The sequence below is a fragment of the Sphingomonas sp. CV7422 genome (genome assembly GCF_027945725.1).
GTDB lineage: Bacteria > Pseudomonadota > Alphaproteobacteria > Sphingomonadales > Sphingomonadaceae > Sphingomonas > Sphingomonas kyungheensis.
Window position 1 is genome coordinate 2,657,229 of sequence record NZ_CP115900.1, and the last position, 17,637, is coordinate 2,674,865.

General features: G+C 68.9%; 18 protein-coding genes. 3 read left to right on the forward strand and 15 right to left on the reverse strand.

Annotation, left to right across the window (positions count from 1 at the left end; genetic code table 11):
* Nucleotides 1-17: 17 nt before the first annotated feature.
* The 4 genes from PBN85_RS12580 to PBN85_RS12595 form a co-directional block, all read right to left on the reverse strand.
* The gene (locus PBN85_RS12580; protein WP_271299221.1) at nt 18-1,214 is read right to left on the reverse strand and encodes an aspartate aminotransferase family protein; all 1,197 of its coding nucleotides are present in this window, start codon (nt 1,212-1,214) and stop codon (nt 18-20) included.
* A gap of 112 nt (nt 1,215-1,326) precedes the next feature.
* On the reverse strand, nt 1,327-1,980 hold the full coding sequence (locus PBN85_RS12585) for a sigma-70 family RNA polymerase sigma factor (RefSeq protein ID WP_037532917.1): 654 nt from the start codon (nt 1,978-1,980) through the stop codon (nt 1,327-1,329).
* 94 nt (nt 1,981-2,074) lie between these two features.
* Entirely contained in the window at nt 2,075-2,212 is a 138-nt protein-coding gene (locus PBN85_RS12590) for a hypothetical protein (RefSeq protein WP_037533272.1), read from the reverse strand.
* Nucleotides 2,213-2,618: 406 nt separating this feature from the next.
* Complete coding sequence (locus tag PBN85_RS12595) at nt 2,619-3,428, reverse strand: response regulator (RefSeq protein WP_037532915.1); 810 nt, start codon at nt 3,426-3,428, stop codon at nt 2,619-2,621.
* Nucleotides 3,429-3,695: 267 nt separating this feature from the next.
* On the opposite strand from PBN85_RS12595, the gene PBN85_RS12600 reads away from it, so the two are divergent.
* From PBN85_RS12600 to PBN85_RS12610, 3 genes are all read left to right on the forward strand, one after another.
* The gene (locus PBN85_RS12600) at nt 3,696-3,863 is read left to right on the forward strand and encodes a NepR family anti-sigma factor (RefSeq protein WP_161773120.1); all 168 of its coding nucleotides are present in this window, start codon (nt 3,696-3,698) and stop codon (nt 3,861-3,863) included.
* Nucleotides 3,864-3,916: 53 nt separating this feature from the next.
* The gene (locus PBN85_RS12605; RefSeq protein ID WP_037532913.1) at nt 3,917-5,464 is read left to right on the forward strand and encodes a sensor histidine kinase; all 1,548 of its coding nucleotides are present in this window, start codon (nt 3,917-3,919) and stop codon (nt 5,462-5,464) included.
* A gap of 275 nt (nt 5,465-5,739) precedes the next feature.
* A complete protein-coding gene (locus PBN85_RS12610; protein ID WP_037532911.1) occupies nt 5,740-5,874 on the forward strand; it encodes an entericidin A/B family lipoprotein in 135 nt (44 codons plus the stop codon).
* A 90-nt stretch (nt 5,875-5,964) separates the two neighbouring features.
* On the opposite strand, the gene tatC is transcribed toward PBN85_RS12610, so the two are convergent.
* The 11 genes from tatC to ftsZ all read right to left on the reverse strand — a co-directional run bounded on the left by tatC (nt 5,965) and on the right by ftsZ (nt 17,594).
* On the reverse strand, nt 5,965-6,750 hold the full coding sequence (gene tatC, locus PBN85_RS12615; RefSeq protein ID WP_271299222.1) for a twin-arginine translocase subunit TatC: 786 nt from the start codon (nt 6,748-6,750) through the stop codon (nt 5,965-5,967).
* Entirely contained in the window at nt 6,747-7,166 is a 420-nt protein-coding gene (tatB, locus tag PBN85_RS12620; RefSeq protein ID WP_037532906.1) for a Sec-independent protein translocase protein TatB, read from the reverse strand. The genes tatC and tatB overlap by 4 nt, the downstream gene beginning before the upstream one ends.
* A gap of 26 nt (nt 7,167-7,192) precedes the next feature.
* On the reverse strand, nt 7,193-7,432 hold the full coding sequence (locus PBN85_RS12625; protein WP_037532905.1) for a twin-arginine translocase TatA/TatE family subunit: 240 nt from the start codon (nt 7,430-7,432) through the stop codon (nt 7,193-7,195).
* Nucleotides 7,433-7,459: 27 nt separating this feature from the next.
* Entirely contained in the window at nt 7,460-8,038 is a 579-nt protein-coding gene (scpB, locus tag PBN85_RS12630; RefSeq protein WP_271299223.1) for an SMC-Scp complex subunit ScpB, read from the reverse strand.
* Nucleotides 8,035-8,763, reverse strand: a complete 729-nt coding sequence (locus PBN85_RS12635; RefSeq protein WP_271299224.1) for a segregation and condensation protein A — start codon at nt 8,761-8,763, stop codon at nt 8,035-8,037. The genes scpB and PBN85_RS12635 overlap by 4 nt, the downstream gene beginning before the upstream one ends.
* Nucleotides 8,764-8,773: 10 nt before the next feature.
* Entirely contained in the window at nt 8,774-9,775 is a 1,002-nt protein-coding gene (nagZ, locus tag PBN85_RS12640; protein ID WP_271299225.1) for a beta-N-acetylhexosaminidase, read from the reverse strand.
* A 313-nt stretch (nt 9,776-10,088) separates the two neighbouring features.
* Entirely contained in the window at nt 10,089-10,805 is a 717-nt protein-coding gene (locus PBN85_RS12645) for an SPOR domain-containing protein (protein WP_271299226.1), read from the reverse strand.
* Nucleotides 10,805-12,529: an arginine--tRNA ligase gene (argS, locus tag PBN85_RS12650; protein ID WP_271299227.1), complete on the reverse strand. Its 1,725-nt coding sequence runs from the start codon at nt 12,527-12,529 to the stop codon at nt 10,805-10,807. The genes PBN85_RS12645 and argS overlap by 1 nt, the downstream gene beginning before the upstream one ends.
* 123 nt (nt 12,530-12,652) lie before the next feature.
* Nucleotides 12,653-13,831 (reverse strand): deoxyguanosinetriphosphate triphosphohydrolase, encoded by a 1,179-nt coding sequence (locus PBN85_RS12655; protein WP_037532896.1) that lies wholly within the window; start codon nt 13,829-13,831, stop codon nt 12,653-12,655.
* Nucleotides 13,828-15,936: an SPOR domain-containing protein gene (locus PBN85_RS12660; protein WP_271299228.1), complete on the reverse strand. Its 2,109-nt coding sequence runs from the start codon at nt 15,934-15,936 to the stop codon at nt 13,828-13,830. Before PBN85_RS12660 ends, PBN85_RS12655 begins: the two co-directional genes overlap by 4 nt.
* 182 nt (nt 15,937-16,118) lie before the next feature.
* Nucleotides 16,119-17,594 (reverse strand): cell division protein FtsZ, encoded by a 1,476-nt coding sequence (gene ftsZ / locus PBN85_RS12665; RefSeq protein ID WP_271299229.1) that lies wholly within the window; start codon nt 17,592-17,594, stop codon nt 16,119-16,121.
* Nucleotides 17,595-17,637 lie beyond the last annotated feature (43 nt).

Below are 17,637 nucleotides of genomic sequence, written 5' to 3' on the forward strand. Positions count from 1 at the left end.
GCGGAGAGGGGATCGTCTCAATCGTCGCTGGCGGGGACGAACACCCGCGCGGCGGCGCTCAACTTGTCGATACACTCGCTGACGTGCGCATCCTCGATCACCAGCGGCGGCAGCATGCGGACGACATTCTCGCCAGCCGCGACCAGCAACAGCCCGTGATTGTCGCGGGCATGCGCGACGAACTCGCGCGGCTCGACCCCGGCCTTGAGCTTGAGGCCGAGCATCAGCCCCTTGCCGCGCACGCTGTCGAAGATCTGGTCGTGATTGGGGATCATCTGCTCGAGCGCGCCGCGCAGCCGCTCGCCCATCGTCTCGACCCGGGCGAGGAAACCGTCGGCGAGCATGACGTCGAGCACCGCCTGCCCCGCCGCCATCGCGAGCGGATTTCCGCCATAAGTCGAGCCGTGCGTACCGATCACCATGCCGCTCGCCGCCTTTTCGGTGGCGAGGCACGCGCCGAGCGGGAAGCCGCCGCCGATGCCCTTGGCGACCGACATGATGTCCGGCTCGATGCCGTAATGCTCATAGGCCCACATCTTGCCGGTGCGCCCGTAGCCGCATTGCACCTCGTCGAGGATCAGCAGCAGACCATGCTCGTCGCACGCCTTGCGCAGCCCGGTGATGAACTCGGGCGTGCCGACCGAGACACCGCCCTCGCCCTGGATCGTCTCGACCATGAAGCCGGCGGTGGTGTCGTCGATCAGCGCCAGCGCGGCGTCGAGATCGTTGAACGGCGCATAAGCGAAGCCGGGCAGCAGCGGTTCGAAGCCGTCGCGCATCTTCGGCTGGTTGGTCGCCGAGATCGCGCCCATCGTCCGGCCGTGGAAGGCGTTGTTGAAGGTGATGATCGTCGTACGCTGCGGATTGCCTGCGGCATAATGATAGCGGCGCGCGGTCTTGATCGCGCATTCCACCGCCTCGGTGCCCGAATTGGTGAAGAACACCGTGTCGGCGAAGCTGTTCGCGACGATCCGCTCGGCGAGCGCCTCGCCCTGCGGCGAGCCGTAGAGATTGCTGACGTGCATCAGTGTCGCCGCCTGTTCGGCGATCGCCTTGACTAGATGCGGATGGCCGTGGCCGAGCGCATTGACCGCGATGCCTGCCGCCATGTCGAGATAGCGGCTGCCGTCCTCGCTGATCAGATAGCAGCCTTCGCCGCGGACCGGACGCACCCCGCACCGTGGGTAGACGGGCATCAGCGGGGTCATGGTCACGGGACGTCTCCTGTCTCTCGAAACGAGAAAGGGCGGCCCTTGCACGGACCGCCCGATTTCGTCTTACCGGTGGCGACCGGGCCGGGTCAACACCCGCCCGACGCGCGGGTCGTCAATGACCGCGGCTGAGTTCGTCGACCTCGCCCATGATCGTATCGAGCGCGGTCTTGTTGACGTCGGTCTCATGCTCGCGACGCGACGGCAGCGAGCCTTCGCTGAGGATCGCCTCCAGCGCGACGCGACCGCGCGCGACTCGGCTCTTGATCGTGCCGACCGCGACCTGACAGATTTCCGCCGCTTCCTCATAGGCGAAGCCGCCGGCGCCGACGAGGATCAGCGCCTCGCGCTGCGGCTGCGGCAGATGGAGCAGCGCGCGCTGCATATCGCCCAGTTCGACATGGCGGTCCTGGCTCGCGGGCGCGGCGAGGATGCGGTCGGCGACGAGATCGTCCCACTCGCCCTTGAAGCGCGCACGCCGCATCTGCGACAGGTAGAGATTGCGCAGGATGATGAAGGTCCAGGCACGCATGTTGGTGCCGGCCTGGAACCGCTGCCGCGCCGCCCAGGCCTTGAGCAATGTTTCCTGCACCAGATCGTCGGCGAGATCACGGCTGCCCGACAGCGAACGGCCGAACGCGCGCAGGTGCGGAATCACCTGGGCGAGCTGTTTCTTGAACTCCGGATCAGACAGCGCGACATGTTCCACCGGCGCCACGGGTGCGTCGTCGTCTTCGTAATCATCGGTACGCGTAGCGGGCTGGGTCATGCAATTCCGTTCAAAGCCGGGGACATCATCGCCGCCTCGAGGGGCAAGATAAGGGTCCGCGCCGGCAAATGCCAGTGAGACGGGGTGAGCCGTTTTACCGCAAGATAAGAAAGGCGAAGATCACGATGATCAGGACGAGCGAGATCGCCAGGACGTAGCGGGTAACCCCCGGTGTCGACCCCGCCCGCGCTTCGGTTTTGGAGACATGGATGGGTTCATCGGGATCAGCCATGAACGTCAAACACATGACATCCGTTTTGGGTCCGAAACTTTCTGCGGCGACGGCCTGCCGGCGCTCCCGCCAATTCTGGACGCCTGCGAAAAGCTCGACGTCACCCCAGACGAGCCGTCACTCCGGATCTGGTCCGAGGTCCACCGCGTCGCACAACCAAAGGCTTATGCTCCTGCGGAACCGTGGATGCCGGAACGGGCTCGGCATGACGGAGGGCGTTGCGTAGAGGTATCGCCGAGGCGGAAGCCAGGCCCTCCGCCCACCGCCTGCCGTCGTTCGGCTTGACCACCGTATTTCCGCCTGCGCGCGAATACGGGTCCTGAGGGCGGCACCCTTTGCAGAGATCTCGTCTGCGAAGAAGCACACGTGGACGGAGCAAAGCCCCGACCACGCGCACCTCCAATTGTCAGACGGCCGCCTGCGGCACCGTCGCTTCGTCGAAGAACAGCGCCTGGCTGATCGCCGCCTTCACCGTCGAACGCTGGAACGGCTTGGTGATCAGGAAGGTCGGCTCGGGCCGTTCGCCGGTGAGCAGACGCTCCGGGAACGCGGTGATGAAGATCACCGGCACTTCGAATTCGGCGAGGATGTCCTTGACCGCGTCGATCCCCGAACTGTCGTCGGCGAGCTGGATGTCGGCGAGCACCAGACCCGGGCGATCCTCCATCGCCAGCGCCACCGCCTCGTCGCGGGTGACGGCGACGCCGGTGACTTCGTGACCGAGATCGCGGACGATCGTCTCGATGTCCATCGCGATGATCGGCTCATCCTCGATGATCAGCACGCGCGCGCGGGTCTGCTTCTCGATCTCGGCGAGCGCTTCCGACACGAGCGATTCGACTTCGCTGGTATCGACTTCGATCAGATAGGCGGCATCCTCGGGCGTGAAGCCTTCCATCGCGGTGAGCAGCAGCGCCTGACGCGACAGCGGCGTCATCCGCGCGAGGCGCGCGCGGGCGACCGCTTCGGTGCCCTCGGCATCGCTCTGCGAGGTCTGCTCTTCACCATCGGAATTGGCCGAGGCCCAGATGCCCTGGAACATGCGGTACAGGCCGAGCCGCGGATCGACGTCGCGGGGAAACTGGTCCGGCGCCGCGACGATCGCTTCGAGCGTGGCGCGGACATATTTGTCGCCCTGCTGCTGGCTGCCGGTCAGGGCCCGGCCATAGCGCCGCAGGAAGGGAAGGTGCGGTGCGAGTTGCTGTCCAAGCGACATGGGTGGTGATCACTCCCTGAAGATTTGCCCGAGGGGGCTGAGAATCGAGCGGACGCCTGATCTGTGCGGGCGGCGACCGCTTTGCAACGCTGTTTGTCGAAGAGCCCGGCGGCTACGGTGGCCGCCTGGAAAATTCGCGCTATGATGGAACCAACGAAGGCGAATTTGGTTTCATCGCCGTTCGAATGGGTCCGTCGCAGCCGCGAGGGCCGTGTTCATCCGTAATGCGTCGATTGCCCGGCTTCAGCGGGCCACCAGGGGGACAGGTTGGAATTGCCCAGCGACAAGGACAAGAAAACGTCGTCCAAAAAGTCTCCTGCGAAGGTCCAGAGCAAGGATCGTGATATGGGCGCGGCGCTTCGCTCCGCCTATCAGCGGACGATTGACGAAAGCGTTCCGGACGAGATGCTCGACCTGCTGAACAAGCTCGCCTAACAGCGGGCATGGCCACCTCGCACGCCGCCGCCTCCACCACACGACGCGCGGCGATGGCCCCGGTGTCGGCGCTGTCGCGCTTCCCGACCGGCGCCAAGCTGTTCGTCATGCTCAGCGTCGCGCTGCTGCTGCTCGCGCTCATCGCAATCGGCGCCACCTTGCAGACCGGGCGGACCGCGGACGCGGAGGCGCGCGCACGACTGCGCATCGCCGCAAATGAAAGCGCTCGCAGCATCGCGATCGAGCTGATCGGCGACATGACCGCGTTGCGCGTCGCGGTGAATGCCTTGGAAGCCGATGCGGGGGATGCGCCGAGCTGCGCCCGTGCGCAGGGCGTGTTCGCGCAACAGGCGACGACCGGCACGCGCTTTTCGATCATTGACCGGCGCGGCCGGCTGTTGTGCGGCGAGGCTTTCCATTCCGACGTGCCGATCGACACCAGCACTGCGGTCGGCGCGGCGATCGTCCCCGATCAGGGCCTGATCCTGTCGGTCGCCGGGCCGCGTCGCGGGCCGAGCGCGCGCGTCTTCTTCCCGCGTGCCTTCCTCACGCGCCTCGCCACCCCGACCAGCCGGGCGGTGCCGCTCGCCAGCGCGCTGGTTCACGACGACACGACGCTCGAACTCGCCGCCATTCCGGACCTCGGCCCGCTCGACCGGCTCGATACGGTCGAGACCGATCTCGGCCTCGGCGGACTGACGTTGCGGACCAGCACCCGCAGCGCGCCGATCACCTCGTCCTTCCTCGTCGCGCTGATGCTGCCGCTGTTGATGTGGGCGGCAGCCGCGGGCCTGTCGTGGTTCATCGTCGACCGGCTGCTGATCCGTCCGCTGCGGCTGCTGCGCGCGAGCGTCGCCGCCTATACGCCCGGCGAGGTGATCGATCCCGGCAAGCTCGGGCCGCTCCCCGCGCAGGAGATCCGCGAGCTCGGCGACACCTTCCGCGCGATCAGCCGCACCGTCGCGCTGCACGAGGCGGGGCTCGCCGAAGCGGTGGTGCGGCAGACCAAGCTGACGCGTGAGGTGCATCATCGCGTCAAGAACAACCTGCAGGTCATCTCCAGCCTGATCAACTTCCACGCGCGCGGCGCGCCCAGCGCGGATGCGACCGCGGCCTATGCCTCGATCCAGCGCCGCGTCGATGCGCTGGCGGTGGTGCACCGCAATCATTTCGCCGAGATGGAAGACAATCGCGGGCTCAACCTGCGCGCGGTGATCGGCGAACTCGCCTCCAACATCCGCGCCACCGCGCCGGAGGGCGCGTCGAGCCTGTCGATCGCGCTCGACGTCGACCCCTATCTGGTCAACCAGGACGTCGCGGTCGCGGTCGCCTTCCTCGTCACCGAGACGATCGAACTGGCGATGAATTGTGACCGGGCGGCGCAGATCCGCGTTGCCGTCAAGCCGGGCGACGATACGCAAAAGGCCAAGCTCCGGGTGGTCAGCCGCGCCTTCGTCGCCAGCGAGGCGCTCGAAACGCTGCTCTCGACCCGCTACGGCCGCGTGATCGAAGGGCTGTCGCGGCAGCTGCGCGCGCCGCTGCATCACGATCCGATGACCGGGGCCTATGAGATCGCGATCGCCGTCCTGGGACGCGACTGAGAGCGGACGAAAATAATCGTCCGGCCGCGCGATTTATTGCGGAACCAAGCCTGCGGGTCAGGGTTGAGCAGTACGGATCGCGACTTTATGCCCCCCCGCTTTCGCGATCCACGACATAGGCCCGAAAGCGCTCACCCTCCCCCCCCCGGTGATCGCTTTCGGGCCTTATCCTTTTCTACCCAGTGCCGCTGTTTGTTGCCGCCATCGGTTCCGCGTCCGGAACGAATTGCGCGTCCGATCATTCGAGCTAGCGGTATTCATGCCCAGGAGGTTTTATGCGTAAGGTTCTCGGAATGGTGGTGGTCGCGGGTGCGCTGATGGTCAGCGCCTGCAACACGGTCGAAGGCGTCGGCAAGGACGTCAAGTCGGCCGGCAGCACCGTCGCGAAGACTGCCGACGACGCCAAGTAAGCAAAACCCGTTTGGGTGAACGAGCCCCCGTCGGTCATCCGGCGGGGGCTTTTTCGTGGCTGCGATCGGCGGCGCGCGACGCGCCCGCCGTCAGACCTCGACGATGTCGGTGCCCGCCTCGCGCGCGCGTTTGCGCTCGGTGAACCAGATGCCGATGATCGCGATCTCGTAGAGCAGGATCAGCGGCACGGCGAGCAGCACCTGGCTCATCAGATCCGGCGGGGTGAGCACCGCGGCGACCGCGGTCGCGCCGACGATCGCGTAGCGGCGCGCGCCAATCAGCTGCTTGCGGGTGACGATGCCGGCGCGTTCGAGCAGCATCAGCAGTACCGGCAGCAGGAAGGCGATGCCGAAGGCGAAGAGGAACTGCATGACGATCGACAGGTAATTGCCGATCGCCGGCAGCGCCTGCTGATGCACGCCGCCGACATCGCCCTGGAAGCCGAGCAGGAAATGCAACGCCATCGGGATCGCCATATAATAAGCGAGCGCCGCGCCGCAGATGAACAGCACCGGGGTCGCCAGCAGGAACGGCAGCAGCGCCCGCCGCTCCTTGCGGTAGAGACCCGGCGCGACGAACTGCCAGAGCTGGTTGGCGATCACCGGGAAGGAGATCATCACCGCGGCGAAAAAAGCGACCTTGAGCTTGACGAGGAACGCCTCGAACAGCTGCGTGTAGATCACCGTCTTCTGCCCGGCGTGGAGCAGCGGCTGGACGAGGAAGCCGAAGATGTCCTCGGCGAACCAATAGCTCACCCCGAAGGCGACGACGATCGCGGCGATGCAATAGAGCAGCCGCCGGCGCAGTTCGATGAGATGGTCGAGCAGCGGCGCGCGGCTGGCGTCGATCTCGTCTTCGACGATCGAATCGCTCATGACGGCGTCACGTCGGTCGGCGGCGTCGAGAGATGCGGCGCCGGCCGCGGCTCGGCGGCAGGCACGACGACAGGCTTTTCGACCATCACCGGCGCATCATGCTCCTGATGGTCGGGCGCGGCGTGATCCGGCAGCGGCGTCGCCGGCTCCGCGGCGGCCGCGGATTCCGCGTCGGAGGTGGCGGGATGCTCGGCCATGATCCGCGCATTCTCCGCCGCCCAGCGCTTCTCCATCTCTTCCAGCTCGGCCTCGCGCACCATATTGTCGAAACCCTGGCGAAAGCTGCGCGACACACCGCGCGCCTTGCCGACCCAATAGCCGACGACGCGCATCGCCTTGGGCAGGTCCTTGGGGCCGATCACCACCAGCGCCACGATGGCGACCAGCAGGAACTCGCTCGAGTCGATGTTGAACATCGGATGCGGTCAGGGGATCGCGGGATTTAGCGGTCGTCGCGGACGCGCTCGCCGTCACGATCGAACGCCGGCTCGGCGGCCTTCTGCGCCTCGATCCGCGGCGCCGGCTTGGCAGGACCGTCGCCGTCTTCCTCAGCCATGCCCTTCTTGAAGTTCTTCACGCCCTTGGCGACATCGCCCATCAGGTTGGAGAAGCGGCCACCGCCGAGCAGCAGGATCGCGACGACGGCGAGGACGAGCAGATGGATCGGGCTGAAGCTGCCCATGGCGTATCTCCTAGAATGTCCCCTTATCTAATCGCTATCCGCCGCCTTTGCCACCTCCAATGCTTCCTCGAGCGCGAGGTCGACGGGATCGAGCAAGCCGGCGGCGCGCAGATCGTCGATCCCGGGCAGATCGCGGCGGCTGGAGAGGCCGAAATGGGTGAGGAAGTCGGGCGTCGTCGCATAGAGCAGCGGCCGGCCGGGCAGTTCGCGCCGCCCCGCCGGGCGTACCCAGCCGGTCTCCATCAGCACGTCGAGCGTCCCCTTGGCGGTGGCGACGCCGCGGATCGCCTCTATCTCGGCGCGGGTGACGGGCTCGTGATAGGCGATGATCGCTAGCACCTCGATGCCGGCCCGGCTCAGCCGTCGCACCTCGTCGCGGTCGCGGCGGAGGAGATGGGCGAGGTCCGCCGCCGTCTCGAAATGCCAGCGCTCGCCCCGCCGCACCAAGGCGATGCCGCGCCCGGCATAATCGCGTTCGAGCTGTGCCAACGCGGCACGGACGTCGACGCCGCCGACATAGGCGCGGATCGAATCGACCGACAGCGGCTCGGCCGCGGCGAACAGCAGCGCCTCGACCGCGCGCACCGCATCCTCGGGCGGGGTCATCGCACCGCGCGGAGCAGGAGCGGCGCGAACGGCGCCTGCTGGCGCAATTCGACCCGTCCCTGTTTGGCGAGTTCGAGCGCGGCGAGGAAGGACGAGGCGAGCGCCGACTTGCGCAGCCGCCCCGATCCATCGGGCAAAAAGCTCTCCAGCGTCGCCCAGTCGAGCGTCATGCCGACCAGCTGCGCGACCCGCGCCAACGCCGCTTCCAGGGTCATCACCTCGCGATCGGCGACGACGTGCATCACCGGCCGGGTCCGCGCGCTCACCCGGCCATAAGCGGCGATGAGGTCATAGATCTCCGCCCGCCATTGCGCATGGCGGATCGTGCGCAGCCCCTCCGGCGCGGCCCGCGGAAAGACGTCGCGGCCGAGCCGATCGCGCGCCATCAGCCGCGCCCCCGCCTCGCGCATCGCCGCCAGCCGTTCGAGACGCAATTGCAGGCGCAGCGCGAGTTCCTCGGGGTCGGGCTCCTCGTCGTCGGCGACGCGCGGCAGCAACAGCGCCGACTTGAGGTAGGCGAGCCACGCCGCCATCACCAGATAATCGGCGGCGACCTCGAGTTGCAGCGTCTGCCGCTGCCGGATGAAGGCGAGATATTGCTCGACCAGCGCGAGGATCGACAGCTTGCGCAGATCGACCTTTTGCGCGCGGGCGAGCGACAGCAGCAGGTCGAGCGGCCCTTCCCATCCCTCCAGATCGAGCGTGAGTTGCTCGGGCTCCGCCATCGCCGCCGGATCAGACCAGGGCGAGGAAGGCGTCGCGGCGCGCGATCAGCTCGGCGAAATCACCCTGGCCCGGCGTCACGCTCGCCATCGCGCGGTCGAGGCGGCGACGCGCGGCGTCGGTGATCTCGGGCAGACGGTCGGCGATCGCGACCATCTCGTCCATCCGCGCCCAGCAGTCGAGCACGAGGTCGCAGCCCGCGGCGATCGACGCCGCCGCCTTGTCGCCGGCGCTGCCCGACAGCGCCTTCATGTCGATATCGTCGGTCATCAGCAGCCCGTCGAAGCCGATCGCGCCGCGGATCACCTGCTCGATCACCACCGGCGACAGCGTCGCCGGCCGCTCGCGGTCCCACGCCTCGAACACGATGTGCGAGGTCATTCCCATCGGCGCGTCGGCGAGGGTGCGGAACGGTTCGAGGTCGATCTCCAACTCGTCGGCGCTGGCGGTGACGGTGGGCAGCAGATGATGGCTGTCGACCCGCGCGCGACCATGACCGGGCATATGTTTGACGACGCCGACGATTCCGGCCGCGGCCAGCCCCTCCAGCATCGCGCGGCCGAGCGCGGCGACCGGCATCGGGGCGCTGCCATAGGCGCGGCAGGCGATCGCATCGGTCGTGTCGGGCTGCGCGACGTCGAGCAACGGCGCGCAATCGACGGTGATGCCGACCTCGGCCAGCATCAGCCCGAGCGCCTCGCCATTGGTGCGCATCGCCTGGATCGCCGACATCGGCGCGACCTCATAGAGCGCGGCGAAGGCGGGTCCGGCGGGGAAGGCGGGCCAGTGCGGCGGGCCCATCCGCGCGACCCGTCCGCCCTCCTGATCGATCAGGATGGGCAGATCGTCCCGCCCGGCGAGCGCCCGCAGCGAATCGGTCAGCGCGCGCAACTGGGCGCGATCCTCGATGTTGCGCTTGAACAGGATATAGCCGGCGGGCGCCGCCGCGGCGAAGAAGGCGCGCTCGTCGGGGGTGAGAACCGGACCGGCGAGACCGAAGATGACGGGCTTCATCGTCGCTGGTTAGCGCGCGCAGGCGGAAGAAGCGAGTGGGGGTTCGGGGGAGCGGCGCGACGCCCCTGCCCCACTCGACCGTAAATCGCGACGGCAGCGAGCCGGCCGGCGGGATCGGAGGAGGGCCGTCCCTACCACCACACCACCCCGGCGGAGGCCGGAATCTAATTGGGTGAACGCCGAGGAAGCCCGGCGACGGTCATCCAGCTGGGCCCCGGCCTCCGCCGGGGCGGTAACGAAATCGAGAAGACTAGCGCCATCGCCAAGCTGGCGAGGAGACATCATCCTCCCGCATGATTGCCACGCCGCCCCGTCAACTCGCGACGAAGCAGCTTTCCCCGGCGACGCGCAGACGGCCGCAGATGTCGGCCGCCTGATTGGCGCTGCCGGCGTTGACGCGCAGGCGATAAAGCGTGCGGCCACCGGTGGCGACCGACTGGACCGACTTGCCGAGCGGCGCGAGGTAGCTGAACCGCTTAGAGAAGCCGTCCCACGCACTGTTCGCGAGCGCTTCGCTGGGATAGGCGCCGAGCTGGACGAGCGAGCCGCCGCCGCCGCTGGCGACCGGCCGCGCCTGGACGCTGACCGGCGGCGCGGCGACGAGCTTGCCGCTCGACGCCGGCACCTGCGCGACGGCGTTGCTGCCGCCCGGCCCCGCCGGCTTGGCGCTCGGGGTGACGCGGTGGCCGTCGATCGGCTTCTCGGGCACCGCCGACAGGTCGATCGAGCCATTGCCCGCCTTGCCGGCGCTGGTCGCGATCGCGGCATCGCCCTCGCCCTTGACCTTGAGGCCGCCCGGCTCCTCCGGACGGACCTTATAGTCCCCCGGCTGCGCGGCGATCAGCTGACCGTCGGCGGAGGCGCGCATCTGCACCTTGTAGATGCCGAAGATGATCGCGGCGAGCGCCGCCAGGCCGACGACGACGAGCGCGATCGTCTTGCCGATGGGGGCGCGACGCTCCTCATCCGGCTCGACCGTTTCGAGCCACGGCAGCCGATCCTCGTCGCGTAACTCCAACCCGTCCCCCATCACTTCATCTCCGAAACCGCGACAACACCCATGATGCTGAGACCGTTACGAATAATCTGTGCAATCGCCGTCGCCAAGGCGAGACGCGCAGCGGTGACGGTGGCGTCGTCGGCGACCAGGAAGCGGCGCTCGGGCCGGTCGTTGCCGACATTCCAGGCAGCGTGGAAGGCAGCAGCTAAGTCATACAGATAGAAGGCAATTCTATGCGGTTCGCGCGCTGCCGCGGCGGTTTCGACGATGCGTGGGAATTGCGCGGCGAGCTTCACCAGCGCCAGCTCTTCCGTATCAAGCCGGGACAAGTCGGCCGCCTCTGCAACGATCCCCGCCTCTTCGGCGCGGCGGTGCAGCGAGGCGACGCGGGCATGGGCATATTGGACGTAGAAGACCGGATTGTCCTTCGACGCCTCGACCACCTTGGCGAAGTCGAAGTCCATCTGCGCGTCCGACCGGCGGGTCAGCATGGTGAAGCGGACGACATCCTTGCCGACCTCGCGCACCACGTCGGCGAGCGTGACGAAATTGCCGGCGCGCTTCGACATCTTGACCGGCTCGCCACCGCGCAGCAGCCGCACCATCTGGACGAGCTTGACGTCGAAGCGCGTCTTGCCGCCGGTCAGCGCCGCGACCGCCGCGACGATCCGCTTGACGGTGCCGGCATGGTCCGCGCCCCAGATGTCGATCAGCTGGTCGGCGCCCTGCGCCTTCTGGAAATGATAGGCGAGATCGGCACCGAAATAGGTCCACTGGCCATTCGACTTCTTGATCGGCCGGTCCTGATCGTCGCCGAAGGCGGTCGAGCGGAACAGCGGCAGCTCGACCGGCTCCCAATCCTCGGGCGTCTCGCCCTTGGGCGCTTCGAGCACGCCGTCGTAGACGAGGCCGCGCGCGCGCAGCTCCGCCTCCGCCGCCTCGGGCTTGCCCGCCGCCTGCAAGTCCGCCTCGGACGCGAACAGATCGTGGTGGATGCCGAGCAGCGCGAGATCGTCCTTGATCATCACCAGCATCGCCGCGACCGCGCGGGTGCGGAACAGCGCGAGCCATTCGCTCTCCGGCGCGTCGACGTAGCGATCGCCATATTCGGCGGCCAGCGCCTGACCGACGGGGACGAGATAGTCGCCGGGATACAGGCCTTCGGGAATGGTGATCGTCGCGCCGAGCGCTTCGCGGTAGCGCAGGTGCACCGAGCGCGCGAGCACGTCGACCTGCCCGCCGGCGTCATTGACGTAATATTCGCGGATCACCGTATGTCCGGCGAATTCGAGCAGGGCGGCGAGCGCATCGCCGACCACCGCGCCGCGGCAATGGCCCATGTGCATCGGCCCGGTCGGATTGGCCGAGACATATTCGATGTTGACCGTCACCCCCTGCCCCTGCGTCGAGCGGCCGTAATCGTCGCCCGCCGCCCGGATGGTCGCGAGCTCGTCGCGCCAGGCGGCGTCGGTGAGCCGCAGGTTGATGAAGCCGGGGCCGGCGACGCTCGCCTCGGCGACCTCGGGCAGCTTGCCGAGTTCGCCGGCGAGCGCCTCGCCGAGCGCGCGCGGGTTGAGCCCGGCGGGCTTGGCGAGCACCATCGCCGCATTGGTCGCGAGATCGCCATGCGACGCATCGCGCGGCGGCTCGACCGTGACGTTGCGGCGATCGATCCCCTCCGGCAGCGTGCCGGCGGCGGTCAGCGTGTCGAGGGCCGCGGCGACATGCGCGGCAAAGCGGGTGTAAAGCGTCATCAGCGTCCGTTCGGTGGAAGGGGATCGCTCTAGCTTAGTCGCGGGGATGGTTCAAATGCGGGCGTTATCGCGTGCGTCGGCGCGGCTCTTCGCCCGGCACCGGGCTGACCCATGACAGCGGTCCTAGAAGCCTTCCGGCAGTGCGATGTCGCCGATCAGCGCGCGATAGCGGGAAATCGCATAGCGGTCGGTCATGCCGGCGATGAAGTCGGCGATGTGGCGGCTTCGGTCGGGTTCGGCATTAGGCACCTCCTCCGCCCATTCGGGGCTCATCGCGCTCGGGTCGTCGCGATAAACGGCGAACAGGCCGGCGACGATGCCATGCGCCGCCTCCGCCGCGGCGAGCTGGCGCGGATGATGGTAGAGATTGGCGTACATGAAGCGTTTGAGGTCCCGCTCCTCCTCGCGCATCGTCGCGGAAAAGCCGCAGAGTGCGACGCCCGCCTGACGGACGTCGTCGGCGCTGGTCACGCCCGAGGCGGCGATACGGGCGCGCGTCTCCTCGATCAGGTCGTTGACCATCGTGCCGATCTGGCTGCGGATCAATTCGCTCGCCAGCCGCTTGGGCGCGACGTCGGGGAAGCGTGCGCACGCCGCCCGCCAGCCGCGCGCCACCACCGGTACCTCGAGCAGCTGGTCGAGCGTCAGCAGCCCGGCACGCAGACCGTCGTCGATATCGTGATTGTCATAGGCGATGTCGTCCGCCAGCGCCGCGACCTGCGCCTCGAGACTGGCGTGGCTGGTGAGATCGAGCGGGAAGTCGGCGTCCGCGGCGCGCAGCGCCCAGCCGGGATGCCGCACCGGCCCGTTATGCTTGGCCAGTCCTTCGAGCGTCTCCCACGTCAGATTGAGCCCGTCCCAGCGCGGATAGGGCCGTTCGATCCGCGTCAAGGTGCGCAGCGTATGGCCGTTGTGATCGAAGCCCCCGGCCTCGGCGAGCGCCGCGCGCAACGCATCCTCGCCGGCATGGCCGAACGGCGGATGGCCGATATCGTGCGCCAGACACAGCGCCTCGGTCAGATCCTCGTTGAGCCCGAGCACGCGCGCGATGGTGCGGCCGATCTGCGCGACCTCGAGACTGTGGGTCAGGCGGACGCGGAAGTGATCGCCGTCCGGTGCCATGAACACCTGCGTCTTGTGGCGCAGCCGGCGGAAGCTGATCGAATGGATGATGCGGTCGCGGTCGCGCTGGAAATCGTCGCGTGGGCCGCGCACCGGCTGCGGCGCGATCCCGTTCTGTTCCTCGTGAAGGCGACCTCTGCTGCGCGCCGGGTTGGAAGCCCAGGGCGCGCGCACGCTCACTTGCCCGATGATCCGCCGCTGCCGAGCCGGCTCACCACCTGCCCGGCGTCGCTGGTGAAGGTGAAGGTCGACACGCCTTCCTTCTTGAGCTGGTTGACGAAGCTGCGCGCCTCCGCATCGGTCTTGAACGGGCCGACGAGGACGCGATTGGTCGCGCGCAGCGGCGTCGTCCAGGCGCTGCGGCTGCCGAACACCGCCGGCGCCTTGGCCTTGACCGCGCTATAGGCCTTGGCGAGATCATTCTCGTTCGCGCCGCCGGCGACCTGGACCCAGATCCGTGCCGGATTGGCGCGGGCGAGCCGCTTCTCCTCGGCAGCGGCCTTGCGCTCCTCCGCCGCGGCCTTGGCGTCGGCGGCCTTCTTCTCGTCGGCGAGTTTCTTGGCGGCGAGCGCCTTCTTGTCCGCCGCGGCCTTGCGGTCGGCGACGCGCTTGTCGGCCACGGCCTGTGCCGCGAGCGCGCGCTCGGCGGCGGCATCGCGATCCTCCTTGGCCTTGGCTTCGGCGAGGACGCGCGCGGCGGTGTCGGCGGGCGGCACCGTCGCTGGCGCGGCGCGAGCCGGCTCGACCACGCCCAGTTCCGACGCCGGGATCGACAGGCCGGCGACGATCCGCGCGAGCACGCTGTCCGCCTCGGCGCGCGAGGGCGGCGCGGTGAAGTTCGGCGCGGCTGCCGGGGTCGTTGCCGGTGTCGAGGCGGTTTGCGTCGTCGCCGTCGCAGGCGCGCTGACGAAGCCGGGTGCGGGTGTCGGCTTGATTGACGCAACCGGTGCTGGCGACGGCGTGACGGTCGCGGCCGGCGTGCTCGTGAAGCCCGGCGCGGGGGCGTTCGTCACCGCGGTGGCGGTGGCCGGCGTCGCGGCTCCTGCGGCGGCCGGCGTATAACTGGTGGCGGGCGCGCGCGTCGGCGACGGCACCGCGGCGGGCAGCGTCGTGCGCGGCTGCACCGCCGCGAGTTGCACCGGTGCGGTGGTCGTCGCGGGGGTCGGCGTCGGCGTCGGGGTAGCGCTGCGCACCGGAACGGCCGGCGCGTTGCCGGCATAGGTCACCGGCGCGCGCGTCGTCGTCGGCAGCGGCTGGATGCGAGTCAGCGCGGCGGCCGCCTGCTGGTAGCTCGGCGGCGGCGCGACCGCAGCAGCCGCCACAGGCGCCGGCGTGGGTGTGGGCGCGGGTGTTGCACTGCGCGCCGCCCGGCTGTTGGCGGCAAGCGCCACCCGCTCGTCACGACCATTGCTGCGGCGGCGCTTGCCGGTCTGCACCGCAGGCGCGGGCTGCGCCGCGGCCACCGCGACCGGTAGGACTTCGGGCGCGAGATAGGGCAGCGCCGGCGCGAGCCGCGCATCGGCGATCCGCTCGGGCGTGCTGTGCACCTCGCCGAAATGGACCGCAAAGGCGCGGTCGGCGGCGGGCAGCGTCGGCAGCCGCTGGAAGAAGGGCAGCAGACCCTGCGCCATGCCCGCCGGCAGCATCGTCGTCGCGATCTTCTCGGCGCCGGCCTGATCGCCGCCCATCGCGAGGATGAAGGCGCGGATGCGCCAGGCGCTGCGATCGGTCTTGCGAAGCAGCGGATCGAGCTGTTCGAGCGCGGCGTCGCGCTTGCCCGAAATGCCGAGCGACAGGGCGTAGCGCTTGACGATCTCGTCGTCCGGGCGCGTCTTGAGCGCGAGGCGATAGTCGCGTTGCGCGCGCTCCTGCTGGCCGATCAGATCGTAGGCGAGGCCGCGATCGCCCGCGAAGCCGCGCGGATCGGCCCCCGCCGCCTCGGCCTGCGCGAAATAGCGCAACGCCTCGCCGGGCCGTTCGGAGCGGACCAGGATCGCGCCCTCGCCAACCTTGATCCGCGGATCGCTCGCCGCGATCTTCTCGGCGCGCGCATAGAGCGAGGCCGCGCCGCTGAGATCGCCGAGCGACAGCGACAGATCGGCCGCGGCGATCAGTGCGTTGAGGTCGCGTGGATTGGCGGCCAGCGCGCGCATCTGCTCGGCGAGCCGGTCGGCATCGGTGGTGCCGGGCAACGCCTGCACCACTTCCTGGGCGGACAGAACGGCAGGCGCTGTCGCCAGCACGCAGGCGGGGGACGCGAGAAGGGCGAGGATCGAAGGGCGCATGGGGTCTGGGCGACTAGAGCCGAGCGGTGCTGAACCGGCAATGTCCGGGCCGCGCCGCCGCGGCGAACGGTGGCTGCGCGGCGACGAACCCTCGCCTGTGGGCGCTGCGGGGGGATGGGACCAGCCCGACGCCGCCCCGCCCGATTCCGAACGGATCGGCGGCGCGGAGTCGAGGAACAGCGTTACTGGTTGTTCTGGCGATGCAGGAAGCGCGGGATGTCGATCGGGTCCTTGGCCTCTTCGCCGCTGTCGTCGCGCGCCGGTCCGCGCGCGGCATTGGACATCCGCTCGAACAGCGTGCCGCCGAGCTTGACGCGCGGCTGCGGCGTGACGTCGGGCGTTGCCGCCTCGCTGCCGGGGGCGATATAGCGGCGTGCCGGCTCGGGCGCGGCGGCGCGCGCATAGGGCTCGCTGTACGGCTTGGGCTGCGGCGCCGGGGGCACGATCGTCTCGGCGCCGAGCACCAGCTCGTCGTCGCTCGCCGCCGGCTCCGGCTTGACCGCGTCGGTCTGCTGGAGGTCGAGCGGCGCGGGCGCCGGTGCGGGCGCAGCGACGGGCGCGGGCGCCGCCGGGGCTTCGGGCGCGCTCGTGCCGGTCGGGCGGAACGAGGTGCTGTCGTCGGTCTTGCGGCCCATGCCGAAGCTGAACGACTTGGTCGCCTCCGGCGCCGGCGCGGCGGCCCCAGGCTTGACCTCCGAATCGATGCCGGTGGCGACCACCGACACGCGGATGCGGCCTTCCAGCTCGGGATTGAACGCCGAGCCCCAGATGATGTTGGCATCGGGATCGACCAGATCGCGGATGTGATTCGCGGCTTCGTCGACTTCGAGCAGGCGCATGTCGTCGCCGCCGGTGATCGAGATGATGACGCCCTTGGCGCCCTGCATCGACACGCCGTCGAGCAGCGGGTTGGCGATCGCCTTCTGCGCCGCCTCGAGCGCGCGATTGTCGCCGCTTGCCTCGCCGGTGCCCATCATCGCCTTGCCCATCTCCTGCATCACCGAGCGGACGTCGGCGAAGTCGAGGTTGATGAGGCCGGGCATGACCATCAGGTCGGTGATGCCGCGCACGCCCTGCTGCAGCACCTCGTCCGCCATCTCGAACGCTTCCTTGAAGGTCGTGTTCGCATTGGCGATCAGGAAGAGGTTCTGGTTGGGGATGACGATCAGCGTATCGACGTACTTCTGCAGCTCCTCGATGCCGCCGTCGGCACTCTTGGCGCGGCGGTTGCCTTCGAAGCTGAACGGCTTGGTCACGACACCGACGGTAAGGATGCCCATGTCGCGCGCCGCCTTGGCGATCACCGGCGCCGCCCCCGTACCGGTGCCGCCGCCCATGCCGGCGGCGATGAAGCACATGTGCGCGCCCTCGAGCCGCTTGGCGAGGTCGTCGATCGTCTCTTCCGCCGCGGCGCGGCCGATCTCGGGCCGCGAACCGGCGCCGAGGCCCTGGGTGATCTTCGCGCCGAGCTGGATGCGGTGCGGCGCGATCGACGACTTGAGCGCCTGCGCATCGGTATTGGCGACGAGGAAGTCGACGCCCTGCACGTCCGCCCGCATCATGTTGGCGATGGCGTTGCCGCCGGCGCCACCGACGCCGATCACGGCAATACGGGGGGTCAGTTCGTCGACCTCGGGAGTGATGAATTCGATGCTCATGGCCTAACTTTCTCCGCCCCATCCGGGAAAACGCGCCGGGACA